Genomic DNA, 18,204 nt, shown 5'->3' on the forward strand with positions numbered 1-18,204 from the left:
TTACTACAAATCCGTTTTAAAATGGCGATAATATAATACCTGGTTTAGCAGTCAAGTTGGAGGACTCGTTATTGGGTGTTCCATTAATAAAAACAGATAAATGGATTCCTGGATGAAGCAAGGATAGAAATAAAGTATGAAACGCTGGGATCTGATTTCAATGCTGGATATAGGCCGGAAACTGTTTGCCAAGATCCATAAACAAAAACATCACGCCCACCATAACCATGATATTCATTTTTTAGCACGAGAATTAGATGATTGGCTAGTTGAAGGAGTTCATGCCCTAATCGATGGCAGTTATACACCACGATTTCTTAAGCGTTGTTATTTTCCAGAGGAAATGATTGACCAACTCCATCTTTCCGACCGTATCCTGCAACATGTTTTGCTGCACCAATTAAAACCCACATTTCCTTTTGTCATGAACCCTAATTGTTATCACCTTCATGGTCCAAGCGGGGTAAAGTATGCAACGGAGCAAGTGAAAAAAGTTCTTGAAGAGATGAGGCCAAAGTACCTTATTCGCGCGGATATTAAATCGTATTATAAATCTATTTCACATCATCAATTAGTCAAGGATATTCAGGCACATTACCATGATCCTAAACTGAATTTGATGTTGGAACGCATTATAGTCAATCCAATTGAAACACCAAGAGGTTATAAGAATCCAGATACAGGCATTGCGTTACGCGGCCCTTTATCCCAATTTTTTAGTGGCCTTTATTTAAAACCACTCGATGACGCATTCAATGAAATGGATGTGGCTTACTTTCGGTATCAGGATGACATTCTTATCCTGTGCCAAACCAAGCGCAGTCTCAATCGCTGTAAACAGCGTCTAATGCAAGTATTACAGGAAAGGCGCCTACGCTTGTCCGGTAAAAAAACGCGTATTGGGTCAATTGATAAAGGCTTCCATTTTTTAGGCATCCAATATCCAAAGACGCAACCTTTGGATAACACCACAATGACACAGGCTGTTGTAAACGTTCCTAACACGGAGCAAGTTGAACAAAATCAATCCAAATCGGGGGGGGTAGAGACAATTTGGCAACCCGAAAAGCAGCCTCTTTTGCAAACACACATTGTTCCTCATGCAAGAACATTGCGCAAAGCGCGCGAGCAAGTTAACTGGATGGTCAAAGATGGGGTTTCTCCCCGGCGCATCATCAGTTACTTGCATCGATGGTGTCTGTGGTGGGTGAGAACAGCAGCACACTGGTTATACCAGGACTTGCTTTTATGGTTTTTGGACTCATGCTGGGATAAGCATGTGGCGGCTTACGCCGCCGAACTGCTTAATCGACATGATGTCAATTCGGTCAAATCTGAGACACTTGGTGATGATTATCTAGCGTCATCTGGTCTTCAAGTTGCGATTTGAGATCGATAAAATCGTTTGTTCTTACTTTACATAATGCCGTCATGGCATCCAAATCGTCTAGCACACCACGCCCCCAGCGGCCGCCGGCAGGCACCCCCCACCGCCCCTTATATATAGCAAAATCAACCGACAACTTAGAATCAACACTAAACCAATTTTCATCCTTTTTAGTTATCCAATTATAAAACTGCTTTGATGATTTAGGCTGCGAGGTAAATTTCGGCACAGGATAAAAAGGTTCATTAGAGCAGTACTCATAGACAACATGCATAGGAAAAAGATTTTCGGCACTACCTACACCTTCTCGCCACTGATTATCTATGTCTTCCCAATTTTTAGCTCCTGGCGCGTTGATTGAATCTACTTGCGTTTGCAGTTCTTTAATGATGGTATTTTCGAAATCAAAATGCTGTTCAGTGATTGTTTTTCCATTAAGCCTATAAGTGACTCCCTCCGTGTTCACTTTGTTGTATTGAGCATACAATCGTGCAAATACCTTTTTGCCTTCTTCATCCTGAGGGATGCACGCAATCATTGCTGCCCACATGTGTTTATCCAGAGCCCACAGTGCGTATTCAAAGCCACTTATGTTCTCAAATTCTCGCCCAGAACAATCGGTCACTTTGCCCCGTTTAAACATTAAATTTATGTCCTGCTTTAACATCGCTTTAACCGCATCATGTTCCCCGCGGGTCACATGATGCAATAATTTACGAACATCAATCACCGGTTTAAACAAAGCCAAATGATATTTTGATGTCTGAGCTAAGTTTACTAAATCACGGTTGGATAAATTTTGAGCGGTTTCAATTTTAAGTTCTGGTGGTAATTCATTAAAAGTCTCGGATTTGGATTGCATACTTTCACCTTAATTCTATTCACTTGGGATAATTTAAAAATGAATTATACATGAATTAATTGAAAACAAAAAGAGCCATGTGATTTTAAATTGACCATATAAAGAGAGTGCTCAGAAATATTCTTACATTAATGCGAGGTCACACCCCTAGGAAAAGGGAATAAAGGCGGCTAATGCGCGCCTTTATGGTTTCAAGCTTGAGTCGTTTCCGCACGTTTTTTAGCAGCTTTTTTATACTGTTTCCAATCACGATCTTTAGCAAAGACAAAGCTTGCGGCTTCTTCAATAAAAAAACCAACGTCATCGATGTTTGCCCAAGTGCAATACTCATTGATCATGTCAAAAATCTCACTACTGATCTCAGCCTTAATTTTTTCTTTTTTCTGCACGCGAGTACTGTTTATGATTGGCATATTTGACCTCAATTATTATTTAAACCAGTAAATCTTAACAAATAAATTTCTCATTGCAAAGTCAAGCACAGACTACCTATTGCCAGAAAAATCAAAGAGAATAACTGGAGATTATCCCTTCAACGATCAAAACAGATTAAAAGGCTTAGGCATTTCAGGGTAGAAATTCGTCCAAATTTTATCGCAATAATGCAGTAAATTCTGATGTTGTTGGACATGTTTTTTTAAGGGATCTTCAAAGGGTAGCCATAAAATATTCGACAAAAAACCGAAAGCTGTGGCATCGATTGTTGTTAACTCATCCCCATGAAAATATTTTTTATCCGCAAGAATGGCAGCAACCGCATCAAGGGATCTATAACCCATCTCCTGAACTTCCTGAGGAGTGTGACGACCAATACCCTGACTCTTTAAACTTTTGATCATGTTTTTGCGTACCATACAAGGTAAAAACCACTTGGAAAAAGCGGGTATTTTGGCGAAAAAAGCTTGCTTTACATGAGCCCACTCACTCTCATCCAACCAGCGAAAGTAGAGCATTATCCAGTAAAGACGCTCACAAAATGTAGCCTCTAAAAGCAAATTTAACGCTCTTTGTTCATGGTTTAAATGCCTGTCGAGAGGATAGCCAAATTTTTCTTGCAAGTGATTAATAATCAATTCTGTATCGGCATAAGGTTCCCCATCCATTTTGATGAAAGGCAATTTACCTTTGGGTGATTTTTTGGGATTCATTACAAAACGAATTTCATAGGGAATTTCGGCCATGCGCAAATAAGTTTCCAGTTTGACACAAAAAGGGCTTGCATTGGGCAAACCCCACATGCCTGGAAATTGGTACAATATAATCATGTTTTAATATTCCTTATACACATTTTGCTTCGCAGCGCGTTGGTGGCGCGATTATACTTAGCTCTTCTTTTTCTAGGAAGCCGATACTTGATTTTATAAAGGGGTTTTATGAATTTATGTCCTTGTGGTTCAAAGAAAAATTATGATGATTGCTGTGGCTTATACCTGACAGGGAAGGCAAATGCCAAAACCCCAGAAGTACTGATGCGTTCTCGTTATACAGCTTACACTCGGGCCAATATAGATTATATAAAACAAACCATGCGTGGGTCCGCCTTACAGGGCTTTCATGAAATCGAAGCGGCAACTTGGGCGAGGCGAGTTCAATGGCTGGATTTAAAAGTGATTCGCTCTTATCTGGATCCTCTAGACAGCAATAAGGGCTGGGTTGAATTCAAGGCTCGATTTAAAGAGGGAGATCAGCTTGAAAGCATTCATGAGTTGAGCGAATTTGAATGCCAAGAAGGATTATGGTTTTATACCAGTGGCCAACCAGGAGGAAAAAACCTCCCTAGGCAGCCTAAAACACCCCGCAATGCACCCTGCCCTTGTGGAAGCCAGAAGAAATTTAAAAATTGTTGTCTGCTATCAGGCAAATTTAGCTAAGTCTGCGCAAGCAATTTGTTGGTATAGGCAATAGCAAGAGCTGATAGTAGCAAAGTCAAATGAATGATTACCTGCCACATGACACTCATGGTACTTTGAGTGGCTGGATCAATAAACGTCCTGAGTAAATGAATGGAAGAAATTCCTATTAAAGCCAGTGCTAATTTAATTTTCATTGCTCCAGCATCAATATGATCCAGCCATTCGGGCTGATCCGGATGATTGGACAAATTCAGTTTTGAAACGAACGTTTCGTACCCTCCCATAATGACCATAATTAATAAATTAGCAATCATGACCACATCAATGAGATCCAAAACGCCTAACATGATTTCGGTATTGTCAGCGGAATGGATATGACCCATTAAATGAAAGAGCTCGGCAATGAAGCGATAAGCATAGGCCATCAATATCAATAACAAGCCAAGATATAATGGAGCCTGAATCCATCGTCCCATAAAAATTATTTGGCTGAGCAAATACGCGAATTGCTGGCCTTTGCTTTGGGATTTTTGTTCATTATTTTGATTCATAAAAAGAGAAAACTAAGTGTGAAACAACTGTCACATTGTATCCTAAATGGCTAGATTAAAGAACAGGATAACAGGAATGGTGGGCCGTATAGGGATCGAACCTATGACACAGAGGTTAAGAGCCTCCTGCTCTACCAGCTGAGCTAACGGCCCACATTACCTACAGCATAGTCTTTTTTATTAGAAATTCAAGAGCTTAAACAAAGTCAGATCTAAGTCCATCCCTAGGGCTATCCTCCTGTAACTTTTCTTCTATCACTGCATTTAGCTCTGCTAATCTTTTCTCGATAGCTGGTATAGCCACTGATGTTTCCGGAATAGTGCCAAGGAGTAAACTTAAAAGCTGGACATCAGCTTTCAATTGATGGAACAAGCGTTCATTTTTCTGCTCGAGTTCTTTTCGATTTTTCACCTCTTCCGCAAGTTGCCCTTGAATATTTTCTAAACTTTTTGCCCGGCGCTCTCGTGATTCACGAGCCGAAATCATATTGCTATATCTGCGAAGCGTTTGCCTCTCTTCTTGGTTGAGTCCTTTCTTTTGCCGTTTATTCCTTAAAACTTCCATTTTAGCAAGTACTTCCTCTGTAGCCATTTCTCGGTTACTTAGCCTTTTGTTGGCTGACAAAGCTCTGGACGGTTCTCCAGGGTTAGTAAGGCATTTTTTTTCCTCATCTTGTTCTTTCGGAAGATGCACAGGGGCAGGTTGAGAGGAGGGTAAGGCAAAAAATCCCAAGGGGTTGCTTCCTGAATACTGTGGCAAAGTTGAGGGATAGACGCAATCCTCAGCGGGAGGAAGTTCCAGCAGTGGCAAACCGGAACCAGAAGATGTAAGTATAAGCTCTTCATCAAAAGGATGGGCGGGTAACTCCTGATAAAAATCATCAAATTCTGCATTGAAGACGGGCTGGTATGAGGGTTCAAAATTTTTTGTTTCAATACCTGTTTTAGAGAATTTCTCATTCAATGCATCTTTAATTTCCTGCGCCTCTAAATCGGGAAGGTATATGGGCATCAGACTGGAAAAAAGACTAAGATGCAGCAGGCGCTGTTGTTGTTGATACATGAATGTATAAGCTTGCAGTTGCTGTTGAGCTTCCATGGGTGAAGTGGATTTGAGAAAAAAATCCAAATGTTGCCTTTGCCGATGAATCAATTCTGAAAATTCCTTGCCAAGAGATTCCCCAAAAAAGGATTGTAAATCCATTTGTCGTTTTATTTGATTGTCATAAAATTTAGACATAGATGTTCCTGTAATGTAAATGAGTTTTCATAAAGGCATTTAACTGCTCATCAAGTCAATCAAATGGTTATTTTTTAGCATGCGGAAGCAGAGACCGAAGGCTCTTCAAAATCATCCAGGCTCTGTATTTGCCTTTTATTGTCAAAAAAATGCAGCCTATGTTTCTTACATCGGGCAATATAATGTTTATGCCTTGTTTCTTTTGCTTTTTGAAACATAGAATAAAGATGTCTTAACTTGGGTGGAATTACCTCTTTCTCTTCGGCTTTTTTGGCCTGGGACAGGGTTCGCCTCCGGTTTTCAGCACGTTGAAAATGGTTCTCTGCAAAAGACCATAACATGCCTCTAGCATCTGGAGAGAATACTGTTCCTTTATAAAAATATATCGGACTATTTTCTGCCCTTAGGTATCCAGACTGGAACTGTCTCGCTCGTAACTCATTGTCTTGCTCTGTTCCACAGCAATAAATGTGAATGAAGCCAATGCTGTGAGCGATGGCTAAAATATCCTGGTTAAACCGATCCGTTAGCGTGGATATGGATATTCGTTGGCCTTTGGTTTCATCGATGTGATTAGCAATCATATTTACATCATCACAACCATGGGCGAGCACGTAAAGGGAACTGGCATAAAGTATTTCAGCTCTGCGGAATTCATCTTGGTGGTGAATAACCATGATCGATTCAATGGAGTTATTTCTATGGTTTATTACCCAAGCCTCGGCTGCCTGGCTTAAATCACCCGCTTCGTCCTTAGCAAAAGGAATGTAGAGAATTATCATATTTAAACTAACAGAGCAAAATAGATGCAATAGTAGTTTTTTTTCCTTAAGGGAATGTTAAGGGGTTTAAAATTTTAATCAGCAGACCATTCTTTTAACTTAAAAAATAATTCGCAGTTATTGCAACTTAATTGAGATTTCGAGGGTGCTATCCTTAACCCTTACAATCTAGCCTAAACTCTATTCCTTTCCTCATCCTCATCCCCCTCCTTTGAATCGTCTTCTGGAATCGTCTCTTCCTCTACTTCATTCCTTTCTCCCTCTAAAGAAATGGGATTCTCTCCCTCCTCCTCTCTACCTCTTGGATTGTCTCCCTCTTCTTCCTCATCGTCTAAATCGGGAGAGACAGGACTTGTTCTTTTTACAACGTCTTTTTGATGCAATTGTTCCTCTTTTAATACTTTTGCCGTACTGCTTAATTGAATTTCAGGTTGGATTGTCTTTAGTTGTTCCAAGAGTTTATCATCGCCTACCGTTTCCGCTTTGAGTTGCTCTTGTAATTCATTGATGGCCTTTCTTTCCTTAACAATTCGAAAACTTAAAAGTCCTGCCGCAATCACCGCAACAGCCACGGATAACAAGAAAACCGTAGCAATGGCGGCTAGAGGTACTCCCAGTCCAGGAAAAACAAGAGACAAAGCCGCTGCAGCCAAAATAAATCCAGCGGCTGAAGAGGCATAGCCTGCCCCTTTCACCCATTTTTCTTCCTTTGACCAATTTCGATTTTGCAGCTGCTGTCTGTTTATAAAATTGCTTTGCGGGCCTCTAAGTTGTCTCTCCAATTCAGTTAATTCATTTAGAGTGGACTTCGAAGGCTCGCGTTCACCCAAATGCTGACCCTGCATTGTTGAATACAAACTCTTACTCTCCTTGGCAAAATCCAGGGCGCCATAGCCCAAAACCAAAGTTCCTATAATGATTCCTGGGACAATCAAGGGTGGAAAAGCAAGCCCTAAAACTGCAGCACTTGAAACAAGGACAACACCTAAGGTGATCCAGGCAATATCCTTAAGTAATTCGTTGCGATTGCTTTTTTCCTTCAGATAAGACAAGCGTGCACCATTTAGTAATCGCATGTTTTGCTCAATTAAGGCCATTGATGCTGTAGTGGCTAAATTTTCGTAAGACTCATTAACCACTAATTCTTCCAGCAATAGTTTTCGATGCGTATCAAAGATGCGGGGATTCGTTTCTTCACTTAAAAAATCAAGCTCCACTTTCCATTTTGGATAAAAGGGGTGTTTTTTGAACCATTCGGGCAAATTGACATTCATCAGGCTGGTATTAACCGTATCTGCCTTGGTTAGAAACTGATGAATGTGATGATAAAAACGGTAATCCTCAAGCGCTTCATCCAATTGATCGTTTAAATTTAGTTCGCTTTTAATTTGATTCAGAAGATGCTGAAGACGGTGCTGATGCAGCAGAAACGCTTCTCTTGAATCCGCTTGCAGCATTTGAGTTATCGATTGCTGAGCGGAAGACAGAATTTTAACTTGCAGTTCCTTGGCAGCCTCCGAAGGATTGGCATCGACGACATCGTTGGTAATCGCTTCAAGCTGATCTTCAATGATTAACGCAGCGGTTAATTCTTGCTTTAGAGCCGCTTGGTTAAACAGATGAATTTCCTGATTTAATGTTTGCGCCATATTTATTTCCTAAATGCCAGTTCTCGCATGAATATGAATAAGTCAAGAAAATTGCAAGCAACTACACTATCTATATAGACCAAAACCTTGCAATAAAGATAAGGCAATGATAAACAAAGTCAAAGAGATTCTTGCAAATGCCATCCGAAGCCATTCCCTGGTGCTTGTCTTATATCATCAGCAATGGCGGGTTGTTGAGCCTTATTTAATCGGCATTTTAGGAGGTCATGAGCATCTTCATTGTTTTCAAATTGCAGGCGGCAGCGTTTCCGGCGGGATTCCACAATGGCGCAATTTGCGTCTGGATGACATCAAACAACTGGAAATCATCCCCTCCTCCTATTTTGAAATAAGAGACAGTTATCATCCAAAGAATGCCAACTACATGCCCATTGAAGAACAAATTACCTAGCGTTCAGGGCGTAATGTCCGGAAAGTCATTGAATAACGTTGCATTTTTACCAAGGGAATGTGGTGCTGCCATTGCCAACGAGCCGAGCCAGATAATACATAAGCCGAGCGGGGAGCCAATGGCATTTTAAACAACTGATAATGATCTTCACGCTTGCGTCGAAACTTCATCGTGCATGGATTTAATAAGGAAACACCAAAAACCTTATCGAACATAGGAGCGTCTCGATGCCAACCTATGCCAGCTCCTGCTGGATAATCAGTGATTAAAATTTCTGCCAATTCTTCAGTTTTTATTCGGAGCAGGTGAGCGGCCCTCTCCAATACAAAATCCAAAAAAACAGGTGGGGCAGACGTTGGGCTAATGCTGCGATTGTCATAGGTGTAGTTTAAGCCGAAATGAACCACCCGCCTTCGGGCTGTTACACCATGCATACGGACTTCTTCCCACTCCAGATTTTTTATCTGTGTAATGAGCTCTTCTTCCTCATTGCCTTTAAGGAAATCAGGGATGTAGAGAAAACCTTGCGGTGCTTCAGTGGCCGCAATATTTTTCATTCTCACTTTTAACCTTTAATTTATTCCTACTCTTTAAGTGTATCAGCTGAGTGGGGATTAAATTAAATTGCTGCGCAAGGGCGCAGCTTAGGAACAGACCTAATCTGATTCAGGAAGGGCTCTGTGATGCTCGCTCACGAATTCTTTCAAGACCTTTCTTTAAGCGCGCCAAGGTTCTCTCTTTACCTAACAAAGTAAGCGTCATGTCTATGGAAGGAGACATGCTGCTCCCGGTAACAGCCACCCTCAAGGGTTGCGCGATTTTACCAAGATTTATATCAAAGGCAGCGCTGACGTCGTTAATGCAGCTTTGTAAACTGTCTTTATCCCAACTTTGCAGCTGGTTAAAGCGCCCGTATAAATCCTCGAGAGGTTGCAAGATAACGGGTCTTAGATGCTTTTTGACCGCATCTTCATCGTATTCAACTTCGTCTTGATAAAAATAAAGGCTTTTTTCACAGATTTCAGCTAATGTTTTGCATCGTTCGGCCTGAATACTGACCAAATCGGCTAAATCCGGTCCTTCTTCGGGATCAATTCCTCGCTGTTGGAAATGCCATTGCAAAGCTTTCGCGACTTCCTGAGGAGGATCGCTTTTTTGATAATGTTGATTTAACCAATACAACTTTTCATAGTTAAAACTGGATACGCCACGACTGACGTTCTGCAGATCAAAATGGTTGATCATTTCTTCAAGGCTGAAAATTTCTTGATCCCCATAAGACCAACCGAGCCTGACCAGATAATTTAATAAGGCGTGCGGCAAAAATCCCAATTCTTTAAACTGGAGGACACTGACAGCACCATGGCGTTTGGATAAACGCTTGCCATCGTCTCCAAGAATCATTGGCAAATGCGCAAATACCGGGACAGGCGCTCCTAATGCCTTGAATAAATTTATTTGGCGAGGTGTATTATTGATGTGATCATCGCCACGGATTACATGGGTAATTTGCATATCCCAATCATCAATAACTACTGCAAAATTATAGGTAGGATGGCCGTCTGAACGCACCAGAATCAAATCGTCCAATTCACTGTTTTCAATATGAATATCGCCATAAACCTCATCACTGAATGACACCACGCCTGTGTGTGGATTTTTAAAGCGAATAACCTGAGGTTGGTCGGAAGCAGCCAAATGTTTATCGCGGCAGTGACCGTCATAACGCGGCTTTTCCTTAGCCGCCATTTGTGCTTCTCGCAAGGCTTCAAGACGTTCTTTGCTGCATTCGCAACGGTAAGCTTTGCCTTCTTCCAGTAAACGTTGGGCTATTTCTCGATAGCGATCATAACGTTGAGTTTGGTAAAAAGGACCCTCGTCTGCATGAAGTCCTAACCATGCCATACCATCTAAAATGGCTTTGACAGACTCTGCGGTTGAACGCTCTTGATCCGTATCTTCAATGCGAAGAATAAATTGCCCCTGATGATGTTTTGCATACAACCAGGAAAATAAAGCGGTACGTACCCCGCCTACATGCAAATAACCTGTAGGGCTGGGGGCAAATCGAGTTCTGACAACCATTTAACGCTCCGTTGTAGGCATCTGGCGAATCAGTCATGCATTGACGAAGCGTACATAAGAGTTACAGCTGCGGCAGGATCTGCTGACAGAAGCCGAGATTGCGCTATACCATTCATTTTGAATGGGTATATAATAGCCCACTTTAATATCAACGCAAATAAACATTAGGCTTCCTTACTTGCTTATTGCAAAATCTTGTTTTTAAATTTGCTAAGCTTAATCATGGTGCATTAAAAAGGTGAATGCTAACGGCGCTGCCTTGGCCAAATTGCATCGAAATTTCTAGACAGCTCATAGGAAATTGCCGTGCCAAAGACGTTAAATTGCTGTGATAACAGGTGCAGGTTATGAAAAGACTGGGCATCAAATACCAATTACGCATCACAACTCTCATCCCTGTTTTTTTAGTCGCGCTACTCTTCGCCGTGTTTTACAATGGACAATTCAACAAAGACTTGCACCAGCAAATGTCAAAAATGGGTGAAGCCTATATTCGCCAGCTTTTACCCGCCGCCCAATTTGCCATGATGCGTAATGACATGAGAACGTTGCAAGGGCTCATCAATGCATCCATCGTCAGCCCTGAAGTCAAAGCAATAGCTTTTTACAATGCGCAGGGGCAATTAGTAGCTTATCGTGGCGGCAAACATTCCATACAAAAACCATTTAAGCCTCTAAAATTTACTGGCGATTATATAGAAAGCAAGGAAACCAAACCCTATACCATTAACTTTGTAGCCCCAATCACCATTCCAAAATACAACCTTTACACCACAAGCCCTTTCAATAAATCGCCCTACTTAATGGCTCTGCAAGCCGATGATATTCTTGGTTGGCTATCACTTGATATAGATACGCAGTCCATGCTGATAAAGCAATATCAGATGTACATCGTGACCATTTTTATTACTCTTTTGGGTCTTCTTATCAGTCTAACCATTCATTTTTTCCTATCTAGACGCATTTACCTACCCATATCGAGATTGCGTCGAAGCATGAAACAAATATTGAGCAATGAATTTGAAACGCACATCAGTGTAGGCACTCCAGGCGAGCTTGGAATCGTAGAAAAAGGTTGCGCCCATCTGCAAAAGCAATATTTAAATACCATTAGGGATTTAAATCACCACATTGAAGTAGCAACAGAAGATTTGCAGCAAAGTTTGGAGTTATTGGAAGAAAAAAATATTGAATTATCTTTAGAAAAGAAAAAATGCGAAGAGAAAAGTCGCCAGAAATCCGAATTCATTGCCAATATGAGCCATGAAATCAGGAATCCCATGAACGGTGTGATTGGATTTACCAATGTCTTGTTGGAATCCAAGCTTGATAGCTTGCAAATGGATTATGTCAAAACCATTAAATCATCAGCGCAGGATTTATTAACAATCATCAATGATATTCTTGATTTGTAGTAGTTCCAACTTGATCTGACAGTTACCGGTTTTTAAGAAGTGTCTGTCAGGTCAAATTTAGTTTATAAATTTTTCCATCCAGATTTGTTTAGCCTCTATCAAAGTTTGCATTGGAGTACGTCCACAACACATTTTACCCTGATGAGTACGTTGATTATTATAGTAATCCATCCATTCGTCCAGATCTTTTTGCAATTCATCGATTGATTCGTAAATTTTCTTTCGGAATGTTACTTGATAAAACTCCTGTAAAATCGTTTTATGAAAACGTTCACAAATCCCATTTGTTTGGGGTGAATTTGCTTTTGTCTTTGTATGGTCAATGTTATTAATTGCCAAATAAAGCTGATAATCATGCTGTTCTACCTTGCCACAATATTCAGTACCCCTATCTGTTAAAATACGCAGTATAGGTAAATCGTGTTGTTCGAAGAAGGGTAAAACCTTATCGTTCAGTAAATCTGCTGAAGTAATTGGCGTTTTAGTCGTATAAAGCTTGGCAAATGCCACTTTACTATAGGTATCAACAAAAGTTTGCTGATAAATGCGACCGACTCCTTTAAGCGTACCCACATAAAAAGTATCTTGCGAGCCGAGGTAACCAGGATGTGCTGTTTCGATTTCACCACATGCCTCATCATCAAATTTCTTTTTCTCCAAAGCTACGACCTGCGCTTCCGTCAATATAATTCCTTCAGAAGCTACTTTAGCCTCTAATGCTTTTAAGCGGTCTTTAAAATTGGCAAGCTCATATCGCAGCCAAATGCTACGAACTCCACTTGGAGAAACAAAAATACCCCGTTTACGAAGCTCATTGCTCGTACGAAGCTGACCATGGGCTGGAAATGCGATCGCATACTCCCTTACCGAGAGTTCAATTGCTTCTTCTACTCTATTTTTTAGATTAGGTTTTCTTCGGCTTTGATCGAATAAAGCATCAACTCCTCCCGATTCTACTGCCGACTTATAGCGATAAAATGTATCTCTGGATAAGCCCATTACTTTACATGCCTTAGATACATTCCCTAATTCTTCAGCAAGGTTTAATAAGCCAACTTTATGTTTAATAATTTTAACTGTATTATCTATCATGAGAGTTTTCCTTTTGGTTTTGTTTCAAGTTCGCACTTCTATCAAAACCGGAAACTCTCTCTTTTTCAAGTACTTGTGTCAGATTAAGTCGAAACTAATTCACTTGATTACTCAAAAATGGATGCCGGTAAACTGCATTTGGATTGTATTCCTTTAGACATTCGCGCCTGCATTGATGAAGTGCTGGCCTTGTCGGCGCCCAATGCTCATAAAAAAGGGCTAGATTTGATTCCTGCTACTGAAATCAATGTTCCGCGAAAAGTCCTAGGCGATCCCATCCGCATCAAGCAAATCATCAGTAACCTGGTTAATAATGCCATTAAATTTACCGATCATGGCTATGTACTCATTCGTACTTCCATTGAACAAGAATCTGACAAAGATTACAGCATTTGTCTGTCAGTTAGCGATACTGGAATCGGCATTTCTGCCGAAGATCAACCCAAGCTATTTAATGCATTCAATCAGGCAGATACCAGCATCACCAGACGCTATGGCGGTTCAGGATTAGGTTTGGTTATTTGTAAAAAACTGGCTGAGCAAATGCAAGGTAAAATCAGCCTGAGTAGCGAACTGAACAAAGGCTCAACCTTTTCAGTCACGATGAAACTTGAAAAATTGGCGGCTTACGAGGTCGAAAAAGAGCAAAGTCACCGTTTCGACCATCTGAAAGTACTTTGTTTTGACGACAATCCCCTATACCTTGAGGCCATGTGCAATGGCCTTGGATATTGGGGCATAGAATGCATCCGCATTACGGCCTTTAATCAGCTTGAAAAAGCCTTTCAAGAGCACAGCGATTGCTCCCTCGCTTTCATCAATGTGAATGAAGGTTGTGAAAAACAAGTCGCACAAGTGTTAAGAAAGAAAACCATTCCTTTTGTGCTGGTCTCCAAATGGGTAATTCATAATCCGCAAGCCTTGGGTGCGAAAGGCTTCTTGTTCAAACCCATTAGCATTCAAAAATTGCATGAAACGATTGAATCCGTATTGAACGAGGTCTCACAAACCTCAAGCAACCATGAACTGGATAATCTCCGCTCTCAGTTGCGGATTGCACGACCTGATGTACTGATTGCCGAAGACAATCCAGTGAATAGAATGTTATTGACTTCCTTATTACAAGAGCATTGCAATATGGAAATTGTGGATGATGGTGAAGAAGCAGTTACAGCCTGTCAGAGTAAGCGCTATCATGTGATTTTACTGGATTTGCAAATGCCGAAACTGAATGGGCTTGAAGCAGCTCGGCTCATTCGGCATCAATCCATGTTAAATAAACAAACCCCGATAATTGTCATTAGCGCCGACAGCAGCCATCTTGGCAAGGATAAACTTAAAAAAGCTGGTGTCGATTACTGTCTGCAAAAACCCATCGATGAAAAGCAGCTACTCAATAGTTTATTGCGCATTATCAACAAATCCAAATCCGCTGCCATTGACTGGCATTTATGCGTACAGAAGGTTTCTGGGAATCAAACCTTGGCAGAAGAATTTCTTCGCCGATTTGTAGAAGAATTGCGCAAAAATCGTGAGGAATTTATCCAGTTACTTCACGATAACAATATTAAAGGCCTTGAAAGTGCTGCTCATAAACTGCATGGAGCTTGTTGTTTTTGTGGGGTTCCACATTTACAAACGCAAGTGATTCGTCTTGAAAAACAGGCCAAGACTGCAAAACATGCCGATGAACTTAAAAATGTCTTTGCAGAATTAATTCAAAGTATTGACGAAGTCATCGACGAATTTGACAATCTGTATCAGACGCACCCATCTAACTGAATTTAATCACGGAGAAATCATGTCAGTCAAAAATGCAATCTATGCGCAATCTGGGGGGGTTACCGCTGTTATTAATGCCTCGGCTTGTGGGGTTATTCAAACCGCACGCTTACATCCGGAAAAGATTGGAAAAATTTTTGCGGCCCAAAACGGCATTATTGGAGCTCTCAATGAGCATTTAATCGATACGTCATTAGAAACTGACGAAGACATTGCAAAACTGCTGCACACTCCCTCCGGAGCATTCGGTTCCTGTCGTTACAAATTGAAAGACAGCGGTGCTGAATATGAGCGCCTAATCGAAGTCTTCAAAGCTCACAATATAGGCTATTTTTTTTACAATGGCGGCGGCGATTCACAGGATACGGCTCATAAGGTTTCAAAAATAAGCAGTGAAATGGGTTATCCCATTACTTGCATCGGCATCCCCAAAACTGTGGATAATGATCTTCCCTTCACCGATGCATGTCCTGGCTTTGGCTCTGTTGCCAAATACATTGCAATATCCACACTTGAAGCTGGATATGATGTGGCTTCCATGGCGGCTTCCTCAACCAAAGTATTTATTCTTGAAGTCATGGGAAGGCATGCTGGCTGGATAGCTGCTGCAAGTGGACTTGCCGGAAAAAATCCCAATGATCCTCCACATGTTATTCTTTTCCCCGAAGTCCCCTTCCATCAACAACAATTTTTACAAAAAGTCGATGGCTGTGTAAAAAAATACGGTTATTGCGTAGTGGTTGTTTCAGAGGGCATTCGTAATGAAAATGGACAATTTCTAAGCGATGCAGGATTAAGAGATGCGTTTGGGCATGCGCAATTAGGTGGGGTAGCCCCTGTTATTGCCCAGTTGGTCAAAAGTGAACTCGGCTATAAATATCATTGGGCTGTTGCTGATTATTTACAGCGCGCAGCAAGACACATTGCCTCTCAAGTGGATGTGGAACAAGCTTACGCCTTGGGTAAAGCCGCAGTTGAATTGGCTTTAGCCGGCCATAATGCCATCATGCCCATTATCAAACGCGAACAAGATTCTCCTTACCGTTGGTCCATCGGCCATGTTCCTCTCGCTGATGTTGCCAATAAAGAAAAAACCATGCCAGAGTCTTTCATTCGCGAAGATGGCATGGGAATCACGGAAGAATGCCGTCGTTATCTTGAGCCATTAATTCAGGGAGAAGCTTATCCTCCTTATCAACATGGGCTCCCCATTTATGTGAAACTTAAAAATCAATTGGTTACACAAATGTTGGAAAAAGTTTAAGCCTGGCAATTGGACTAATTTCAAATTCCCTTCCGCGGCTTGGCCGCGGAATTCCCAGCTCATGTACAATCTTACCCGTCACGGCCTAAGTGGGTAAAACAGACATAGCTCATCGACAGCCTGAAGGTCGATATTCCTCTCCAAGGGTACCTCCTTTACATTCCCACGTAATTTCTCCATTTGCTTGCATAGTGGGAACTAGAAAAAGAGTTCCATCCCCGGCTTCCGGTGTATAGCTAATTGTGATCACTCCCTTATCGCCGATGCTAATCGATTTTACATTGGCCGTTGCATTGGGGCTCTTATAACCTGTGACTTCTTGATTTGCGGGAAGAGTTTGATGAGACATTGCGCTTTCGGCTACTGCCACTTTGGCGGGAGAGGCCAAATTTAACCCTTCAATAACCTTGGCCCGGACAATATGCTGGTGATAAGCCGGAATGGCTATGGAAATGAGGATTCCTAAAATTGCAATGACGATCATTAATTCAATGAGTGTGAAACCTTTCTTTAACATTCGTATTTCCTGTTGACTTGCTGCATGCTAAAGATAACACAATTTAAGGCTCAAATCATTTTGCTGTATACTTATTTGAAATACCCCGTGTTAGTTATCGCTCATGTCACGAAAAGAACGAATATTGAAATTGGTGCAACAATCCTTTCAACCTAATTATTTAAGTGTGGAAAATGAATCGCACAAACATCACGTCCCTGAGGGTTCTGAAACGCATTTCAGACTTTTGATGGTGAGTGATCACTTTAAGGATCTAACCAGAATTAATCGCCATCGTGCGATTAACCGTCTTTTGGCTGAAGAATTAGCCAATGGGATGCATGCTTTAAGTTTGCATTTGTACACCGTCGAGGAATGGGAAAAACGCAATCGAACCAGCCATACCTCCCCAGCCTGTCGTGATGGTTATCGTCATGGATAAACAGAAAACATTATATTGGCAAACGGAGTGCAATTTAGTGAGAAAAGCCAGAGGATTTCATTTGATAACGGATGAAGTTAAGACCTGCTTGATCAAAATGCCTAAACTGCAAATCGGCTTAGTCCATATTTTTCTTCAACACACTTCTGCATCATTAGCCCTCAATGAAAATGCATCCCCCGAAGTGCGCAGGGATTTGGAGCGATTCTTTAATCAATTAATCCCTGAGGATGGAAGGCGATATGAACATAGCATAGAAGGGGAAGATGACATGCCTGCCCACATAAAAAATGTAATAATAGGGAGCAGTCTGACCATACCTCTGCAAGATGGAAAACTGGCTTTGGGGCAATGGCAGGGTATTTATTTGTGCGAGCACCGCAACGAAGCCGATGCACGGCGCCTGATAATCACCGTGCACGGGCAAGCAGCTAATTAGCAGGGGTTGGAGTTCTAACCTCTTCCTCTGGACTTGCAAAATTTCCTACAGTCAACGCAAGACCAATGGCATGAACGACGGCATCCGTCATTTCTACAGCAGCACCCAACCCCCCTGCGGTAGTTAACAAGGTATAGATAGCCCCGAGACGAGAAGCATTCAACAAAGTCGATGCACTTGATGCGGCAAAAGAAGGCCTTTCCTGCAATGCTAAATAGGTGACTATATGGGTTGCCATATCAAGAACGAACTCAGGACTGGATTGTGGATTGGTCAACATGCCGTAAGCAGCCGCAATCGCTGCCGTCACCTGAAGGCCTTGAACGCCTGCATTAACAATGCTGGCCCGATTGAAACGATCTGTAAACATTCTGAACATAGATTTCCCTCTCATTGATTAAAAGAAGGTTTTTTAACAAAAAAAAATTTAATAAACAAGAACAGTTCGATAAT

The 18,204-nt window shown here is 41.4% G+C and carries 17 protein-coding genes, 1 tRNA gene and 3 pseudogenes; 8 read left to right on the top strand and 13 right to left on the bottom strand.

The window, feature by feature from the left end; translation table 11 throughout:
- Window positions 1-136 precede the first annotated feature (136 nt).
- The gene (locus tag EL203_RS10170) at window positions 137-1,390 is read left to right on the top strand and encodes a reverse transcriptase domain-containing protein (protein ID WP_232003933.1); all 1,254 of its coding nucleotides are present in this window, start codon (window positions 137-139) and stop codon (window positions 1,388-1,390) included.
- Here EL203_RS10170 and EL203_RS10180 read toward each other — a convergent pair.
- From EL203_RS10180 to EL203_RS10190, 3 genes are all read right to left on the bottom strand, one after another.
- On the bottom strand, window positions 1,329-2,249 hold the full coding sequence (locus EL203_RS10180; RefSeq protein ID WP_058472088.1) for a hypothetical protein: 921 nt from the start codon (window positions 2,247-2,249) through the stop codon (window positions 1,329-1,331). The genes EL203_RS10170 and EL203_RS10180 overlap by 62 nt on opposite strands.
- Window positions 2,250-2,440: 191 nt before the next feature.
- On the bottom strand, window positions 2,441-2,662 hold the full coding sequence (locus tag EL203_RS10185) for a hypothetical protein (RefSeq protein ID WP_058472087.1): 222 nt from the start codon (window positions 2,660-2,662) through the stop codon (window positions 2,441-2,443).
- A 126-nt stretch (window positions 2,663-2,788) separates the two neighbouring features.
- Window positions 2,789-3,514, bottom strand: a complete 726-nt coding sequence (locus EL203_RS10190; RefSeq protein WP_058472086.1) for a glutathione S-transferase family protein — start codon at window positions 3,512-3,514, stop codon at window positions 2,789-2,791.
- Window positions 3,515-3,622: 108 nt separating this feature from the next.
- On the opposite strand from EL203_RS10190, the gene EL203_RS10195 reads away from it, so the two are divergent.
- On the top strand, window positions 3,623-4,120 hold the full coding sequence (locus EL203_RS10195) for a YchJ family protein (protein WP_058472085.1): 498 nt from the start codon (window positions 3,623-3,625) through the stop codon (window positions 4,118-4,120).
- On the opposite strand, the gene EL203_RS10200 is transcribed toward EL203_RS10195, so the two are convergent.
- The 5 genes from EL203_RS10200 to EL203_RS10220 form a co-directional block, all read right to left on the bottom strand.
- Window positions 4,117-4,653 (bottom strand): TIGR00645 family protein, encoded by a 537-nt coding sequence (locus EL203_RS10200; protein ID WP_058472084.1) that lies wholly within the window; start codon window positions 4,651-4,653, stop codon window positions 4,117-4,119. The two genes, EL203_RS10195 and EL203_RS10200, sit on opposite strands and share 4 nt — an antisense overlap.
- 77 nt (window positions 4,654-4,730) lie before the next feature.
- Window positions 4,731-4,806 (bottom strand) — tRNA-Lys (locus tag EL203_RS10205).
- A gap of 43 nt (window positions 4,807-4,849) precedes the next feature.
- Window positions 4,850-5,893 (bottom strand): bZIP transcription factor, encoded by a 1,044-nt coding sequence (locus EL203_RS10210; protein ID WP_058472083.1) that lies wholly within the window; start codon window positions 5,891-5,893, stop codon window positions 4,850-4,852.
- A 74-nt stretch (window positions 5,894-5,967) separates the two neighbouring features.
- Window positions 5,968-6,675 (bottom strand): hypothetical protein, encoded by a 708-nt coding sequence (locus EL203_RS10215; RefSeq protein ID WP_058472082.1) that lies wholly within the window; start codon window positions 6,673-6,675, stop codon window positions 5,968-5,970.
- 173 nt (window positions 6,676-6,848) lie between these two features.
- On the bottom strand, window positions 6,849-8,324 hold the full coding sequence (locus tag EL203_RS10220; protein WP_058472081.1) for a hypothetical protein: 1,476 nt from the start codon (window positions 8,322-8,324) through the stop codon (window positions 6,849-6,851).
- Window positions 8,325-8,430: 106 nt separating this feature from the next.
- On the opposite strand from EL203_RS10220, the gene EL203_RS10225 reads away from it, so the two are divergent.
- Window positions 8,431-8,736, top strand: a complete 306-nt coding sequence (locus tag EL203_RS10225) for a WYL domain-containing protein (protein ID WP_058472080.1) — start codon at window positions 8,431-8,433, stop codon at window positions 8,734-8,736.
- Here the strand turns inward: EL203_RS10225 and EL203_RS10230 are convergent.
- Window positions 8,733-9,293 (bottom strand): alpha-ketoglutarate-dependent dioxygenase AlkB, encoded by a 561-nt coding sequence (locus tag EL203_RS10230; protein ID WP_058472079.1) that lies wholly within the window; start codon window positions 9,291-9,293, stop codon window positions 8,733-8,735. The two genes, EL203_RS10225 and EL203_RS10230, sit on opposite strands and share 4 nt — an antisense overlap.
- 109 nt (window positions 9,294-9,402) lie before the next feature.
- Window positions 9,403-10,821 carry a glutamate--tRNA ligase gene (gene gltX, locus EL203_RS10235; protein WP_058472078.1) on the bottom strand — a complete coding sequence of 473 codons (1,419 nt, stop codon included), beginning with the start codon at window positions 10,819-10,821 and terminating at the stop codon, window positions 9,403-9,405.
- 347 nt (window positions 10,822-11,168) lie between these two features.
- On the opposite strand from gltX, the pseudogene EL203_RS10240 reads away from it, so the two are divergent.
- Window positions 11,169-12,230 (top strand): annotated as a pseudogene (locus tag EL203_RS10240) (histidine kinase dimerization/phospho-acceptor domain-containing protein); the annotation flags it as partial.
- Between the two features lie 38 nt (window positions 12,231-12,268).
- Here the strand turns inward: EL203_RS10240 and EL203_RS10245 are convergent.
- Window positions 12,269-13,328, bottom strand: a pseudogene (locus EL203_RS10245) (IS481 family transposase).
- 102 nt (window positions 13,329-13,430) lie between these two features.
- On the opposite strand from EL203_RS10245, the pseudogene EL203_RS10250 reads away from it, so the two are divergent.
- Both EL203_RS10250 and EL203_RS10255 read left to right on the top strand, forming a co-directional pair.
- Window positions 13,431-15,110, top strand: a pseudogene (locus tag EL203_RS10250) (ATP-binding protein); the annotation flags it as partial.
- A 19-nt stretch (window positions 15,111-15,129) separates the two neighbouring features.
- Window positions 15,130-16,374 carry a 6-phosphofructokinase gene (locus EL203_RS10255; RefSeq protein WP_058472076.1) on the top strand — a complete coding sequence of 415 codons (1,245 nt, stop codon included), beginning with the start codon at window positions 15,130-15,132 and terminating at the stop codon, window positions 16,372-16,374.
- Between the two features lie 109 nt (window positions 16,375-16,483).
- Here the strand turns inward: EL203_RS10255 and EL203_RS10260 are convergent, their stop codons facing one another.
- On the bottom strand, window positions 16,484-16,891 hold the full coding sequence (locus EL203_RS10260; protein ID WP_058472075.1) for a pilin: 408 nt from the start codon (window positions 16,889-16,891) through the stop codon (window positions 16,484-16,486).
- A gap of 103 nt (window positions 16,892-16,994) precedes the next feature.
- On the opposite strand from EL203_RS10260, the gene EL203_RS10265 reads away from it, so the two are divergent.
- Together EL203_RS10265 and EL203_RS10270 are read left to right on the top strand one after the other, a co-directional pair.
- A complete protein-coding gene (locus EL203_RS10265) occupies window positions 16,995-17,312 on the top strand; it encodes a BolA family protein (RefSeq protein ID WP_058472074.1) in 318 nt (105 codons plus the stop codon).
- Entirely contained in the window at window positions 17,305-17,751 is a 447-nt protein-coding gene (locus EL203_RS10270; RefSeq protein WP_058472073.1) for a secondary thiamine-phosphate synthase enzyme YjbQ, read from the top strand. Before EL203_RS10265 ends, EL203_RS10270 begins: the two co-directional genes overlap by 8 nt.
- Here EL203_RS10270 and EL203_RS10275 read toward each other — a convergent pair.
- Window positions 17,744-18,130, bottom strand: coding sequence for a hypothetical protein (locus EL203_RS10275; RefSeq protein WP_058472072.1), 387 nt, complete (start codon window positions 18,128-18,130; stop codon window positions 17,744-17,746). The genes EL203_RS10270 and EL203_RS10275 overlap by 8 nt on opposite strands.
- Between the last annotated feature and the right edge of the window lie 74 nt (window positions 18,131-18,204).

The sequence above is a fragment of the Legionella jordanis genome (assembly GCF_900637635.1).
Lineage (GTDB): Bacteria > Pseudomonadota > Gammaproteobacteria > Legionellales > Legionellaceae > Tatlockia > Tatlockia jordanis.

Excerpts from the sequence above, each read along its gene's own strand:
- EL203_RS10220 (WP_058472081.1), bottom strand. The coding sequence starts at position 8,324 with ATGGCGCAAACATTAAATCAGGAAATTCATCTGTTTAACCAAGCGGCT.
- EL203_RS10225 (WP_058472080.1), top strand. The coding sequence starts at position 8,431 with ATGATAAACAAAGTCAAAGAGATTCTTGCAAATGCCATCCGAAGCCAT.
- EL203_RS10195 (WP_058472085.1), top strand. The coding sequence starts at position 3,623 with ATGAATTTATGTCCTTGTGGTTCAAAGAAAAATTATGATGATTGCTGT.
- EL203_RS10230 (WP_058472079.1), bottom strand. The coding sequence starts at position 9,293 with ATGAAAAATATTGCGGCCACTGAAGCACCGCAAGGTTTTCTCTACATC.
- gltX (WP_058472078.1), bottom strand. The coding sequence starts at position 10,821 with ATGGTTGTCAGAACTCGATTTGCCCCCAGCCCTACAGGTTATTTGCAT.
- EL203_RS10215 (WP_058472082.1), bottom strand. The coding sequence starts at position 6,675 with ATGATAATTCTCTACATTCCTTTTGCTAAGGACGAAGCGGGTGATTTA.
- EL203_RS10210 (WP_058472083.1), bottom strand. The coding sequence starts at position 5,893 with ATGTCTAAATTTTATGACAATCAAATAAAACGACAAATGGATTTACAA.
- EL203_RS10180 (WP_058472088.1), bottom strand. The coding sequence starts at position 2,249 with ATGCAATCCAAATCCGAGACTTTTAATGAATTACCACCAGAACTTAAA.
- EL203_RS10200 (WP_058472084.1), bottom strand. The coding sequence starts at position 4,653 with ATGAATCAAAATAATGAACAAAAATCCCAAAGCAAAGGCCAGCAATTC.
- EL203_RS10170 (WP_232003933.1), top strand. The coding sequence starts at position 137 with ATGAAACGCTGGGATCTGATTTCAATGCTGGATATAGGCCGGAAACTG.
- EL203_RS10275 (WP_058472072.1), bottom strand. The coding sequence starts at position 18,130 with ATGTTCAGAATGTTTACAGATCGTTTCAATCGGGCCAGCATTGTTAAT.
- EL203_RS10185 (WP_058472087.1), bottom strand. The coding sequence starts at position 2,662 with ATGCCAATCATAAACAGTACTCGCGTGCAGAAAAAAGAAAAAATTAAG.
- EL203_RS10260 (WP_058472075.1), bottom strand. The coding sequence starts at position 16,891 with ATGTTAAAGAAAGGTTTCACACTCATTGAATTAATGATCGTCATTGCA.
- EL203_RS10190 (WP_058472086.1), bottom strand. The coding sequence starts at position 3,514 with ATGATTATATTGTACCAATTTCCAGGCATGTGGGGTTTGCCCAATGCA.
- EL203_RS10255 (WP_058472076.1), top strand. The coding sequence starts at position 15,130 with ATGTCAGTCAAAAATGCAATCTATGCGCAATCTGGGGGGGTTACCGCT.
- EL203_RS10270 (WP_058472073.1), top strand. The coding sequence starts at position 17,305 with ATGGATAAACAGAAAACATTATATTGGCAAACGGAGTGCAATTTAGTG.
- EL203_RS10265 (WP_058472074.1), top strand. The coding sequence starts at position 16,995 with ATGTCACGAAAAGAACGAATATTGAAATTGGTGCAACAATCCTTTCAA.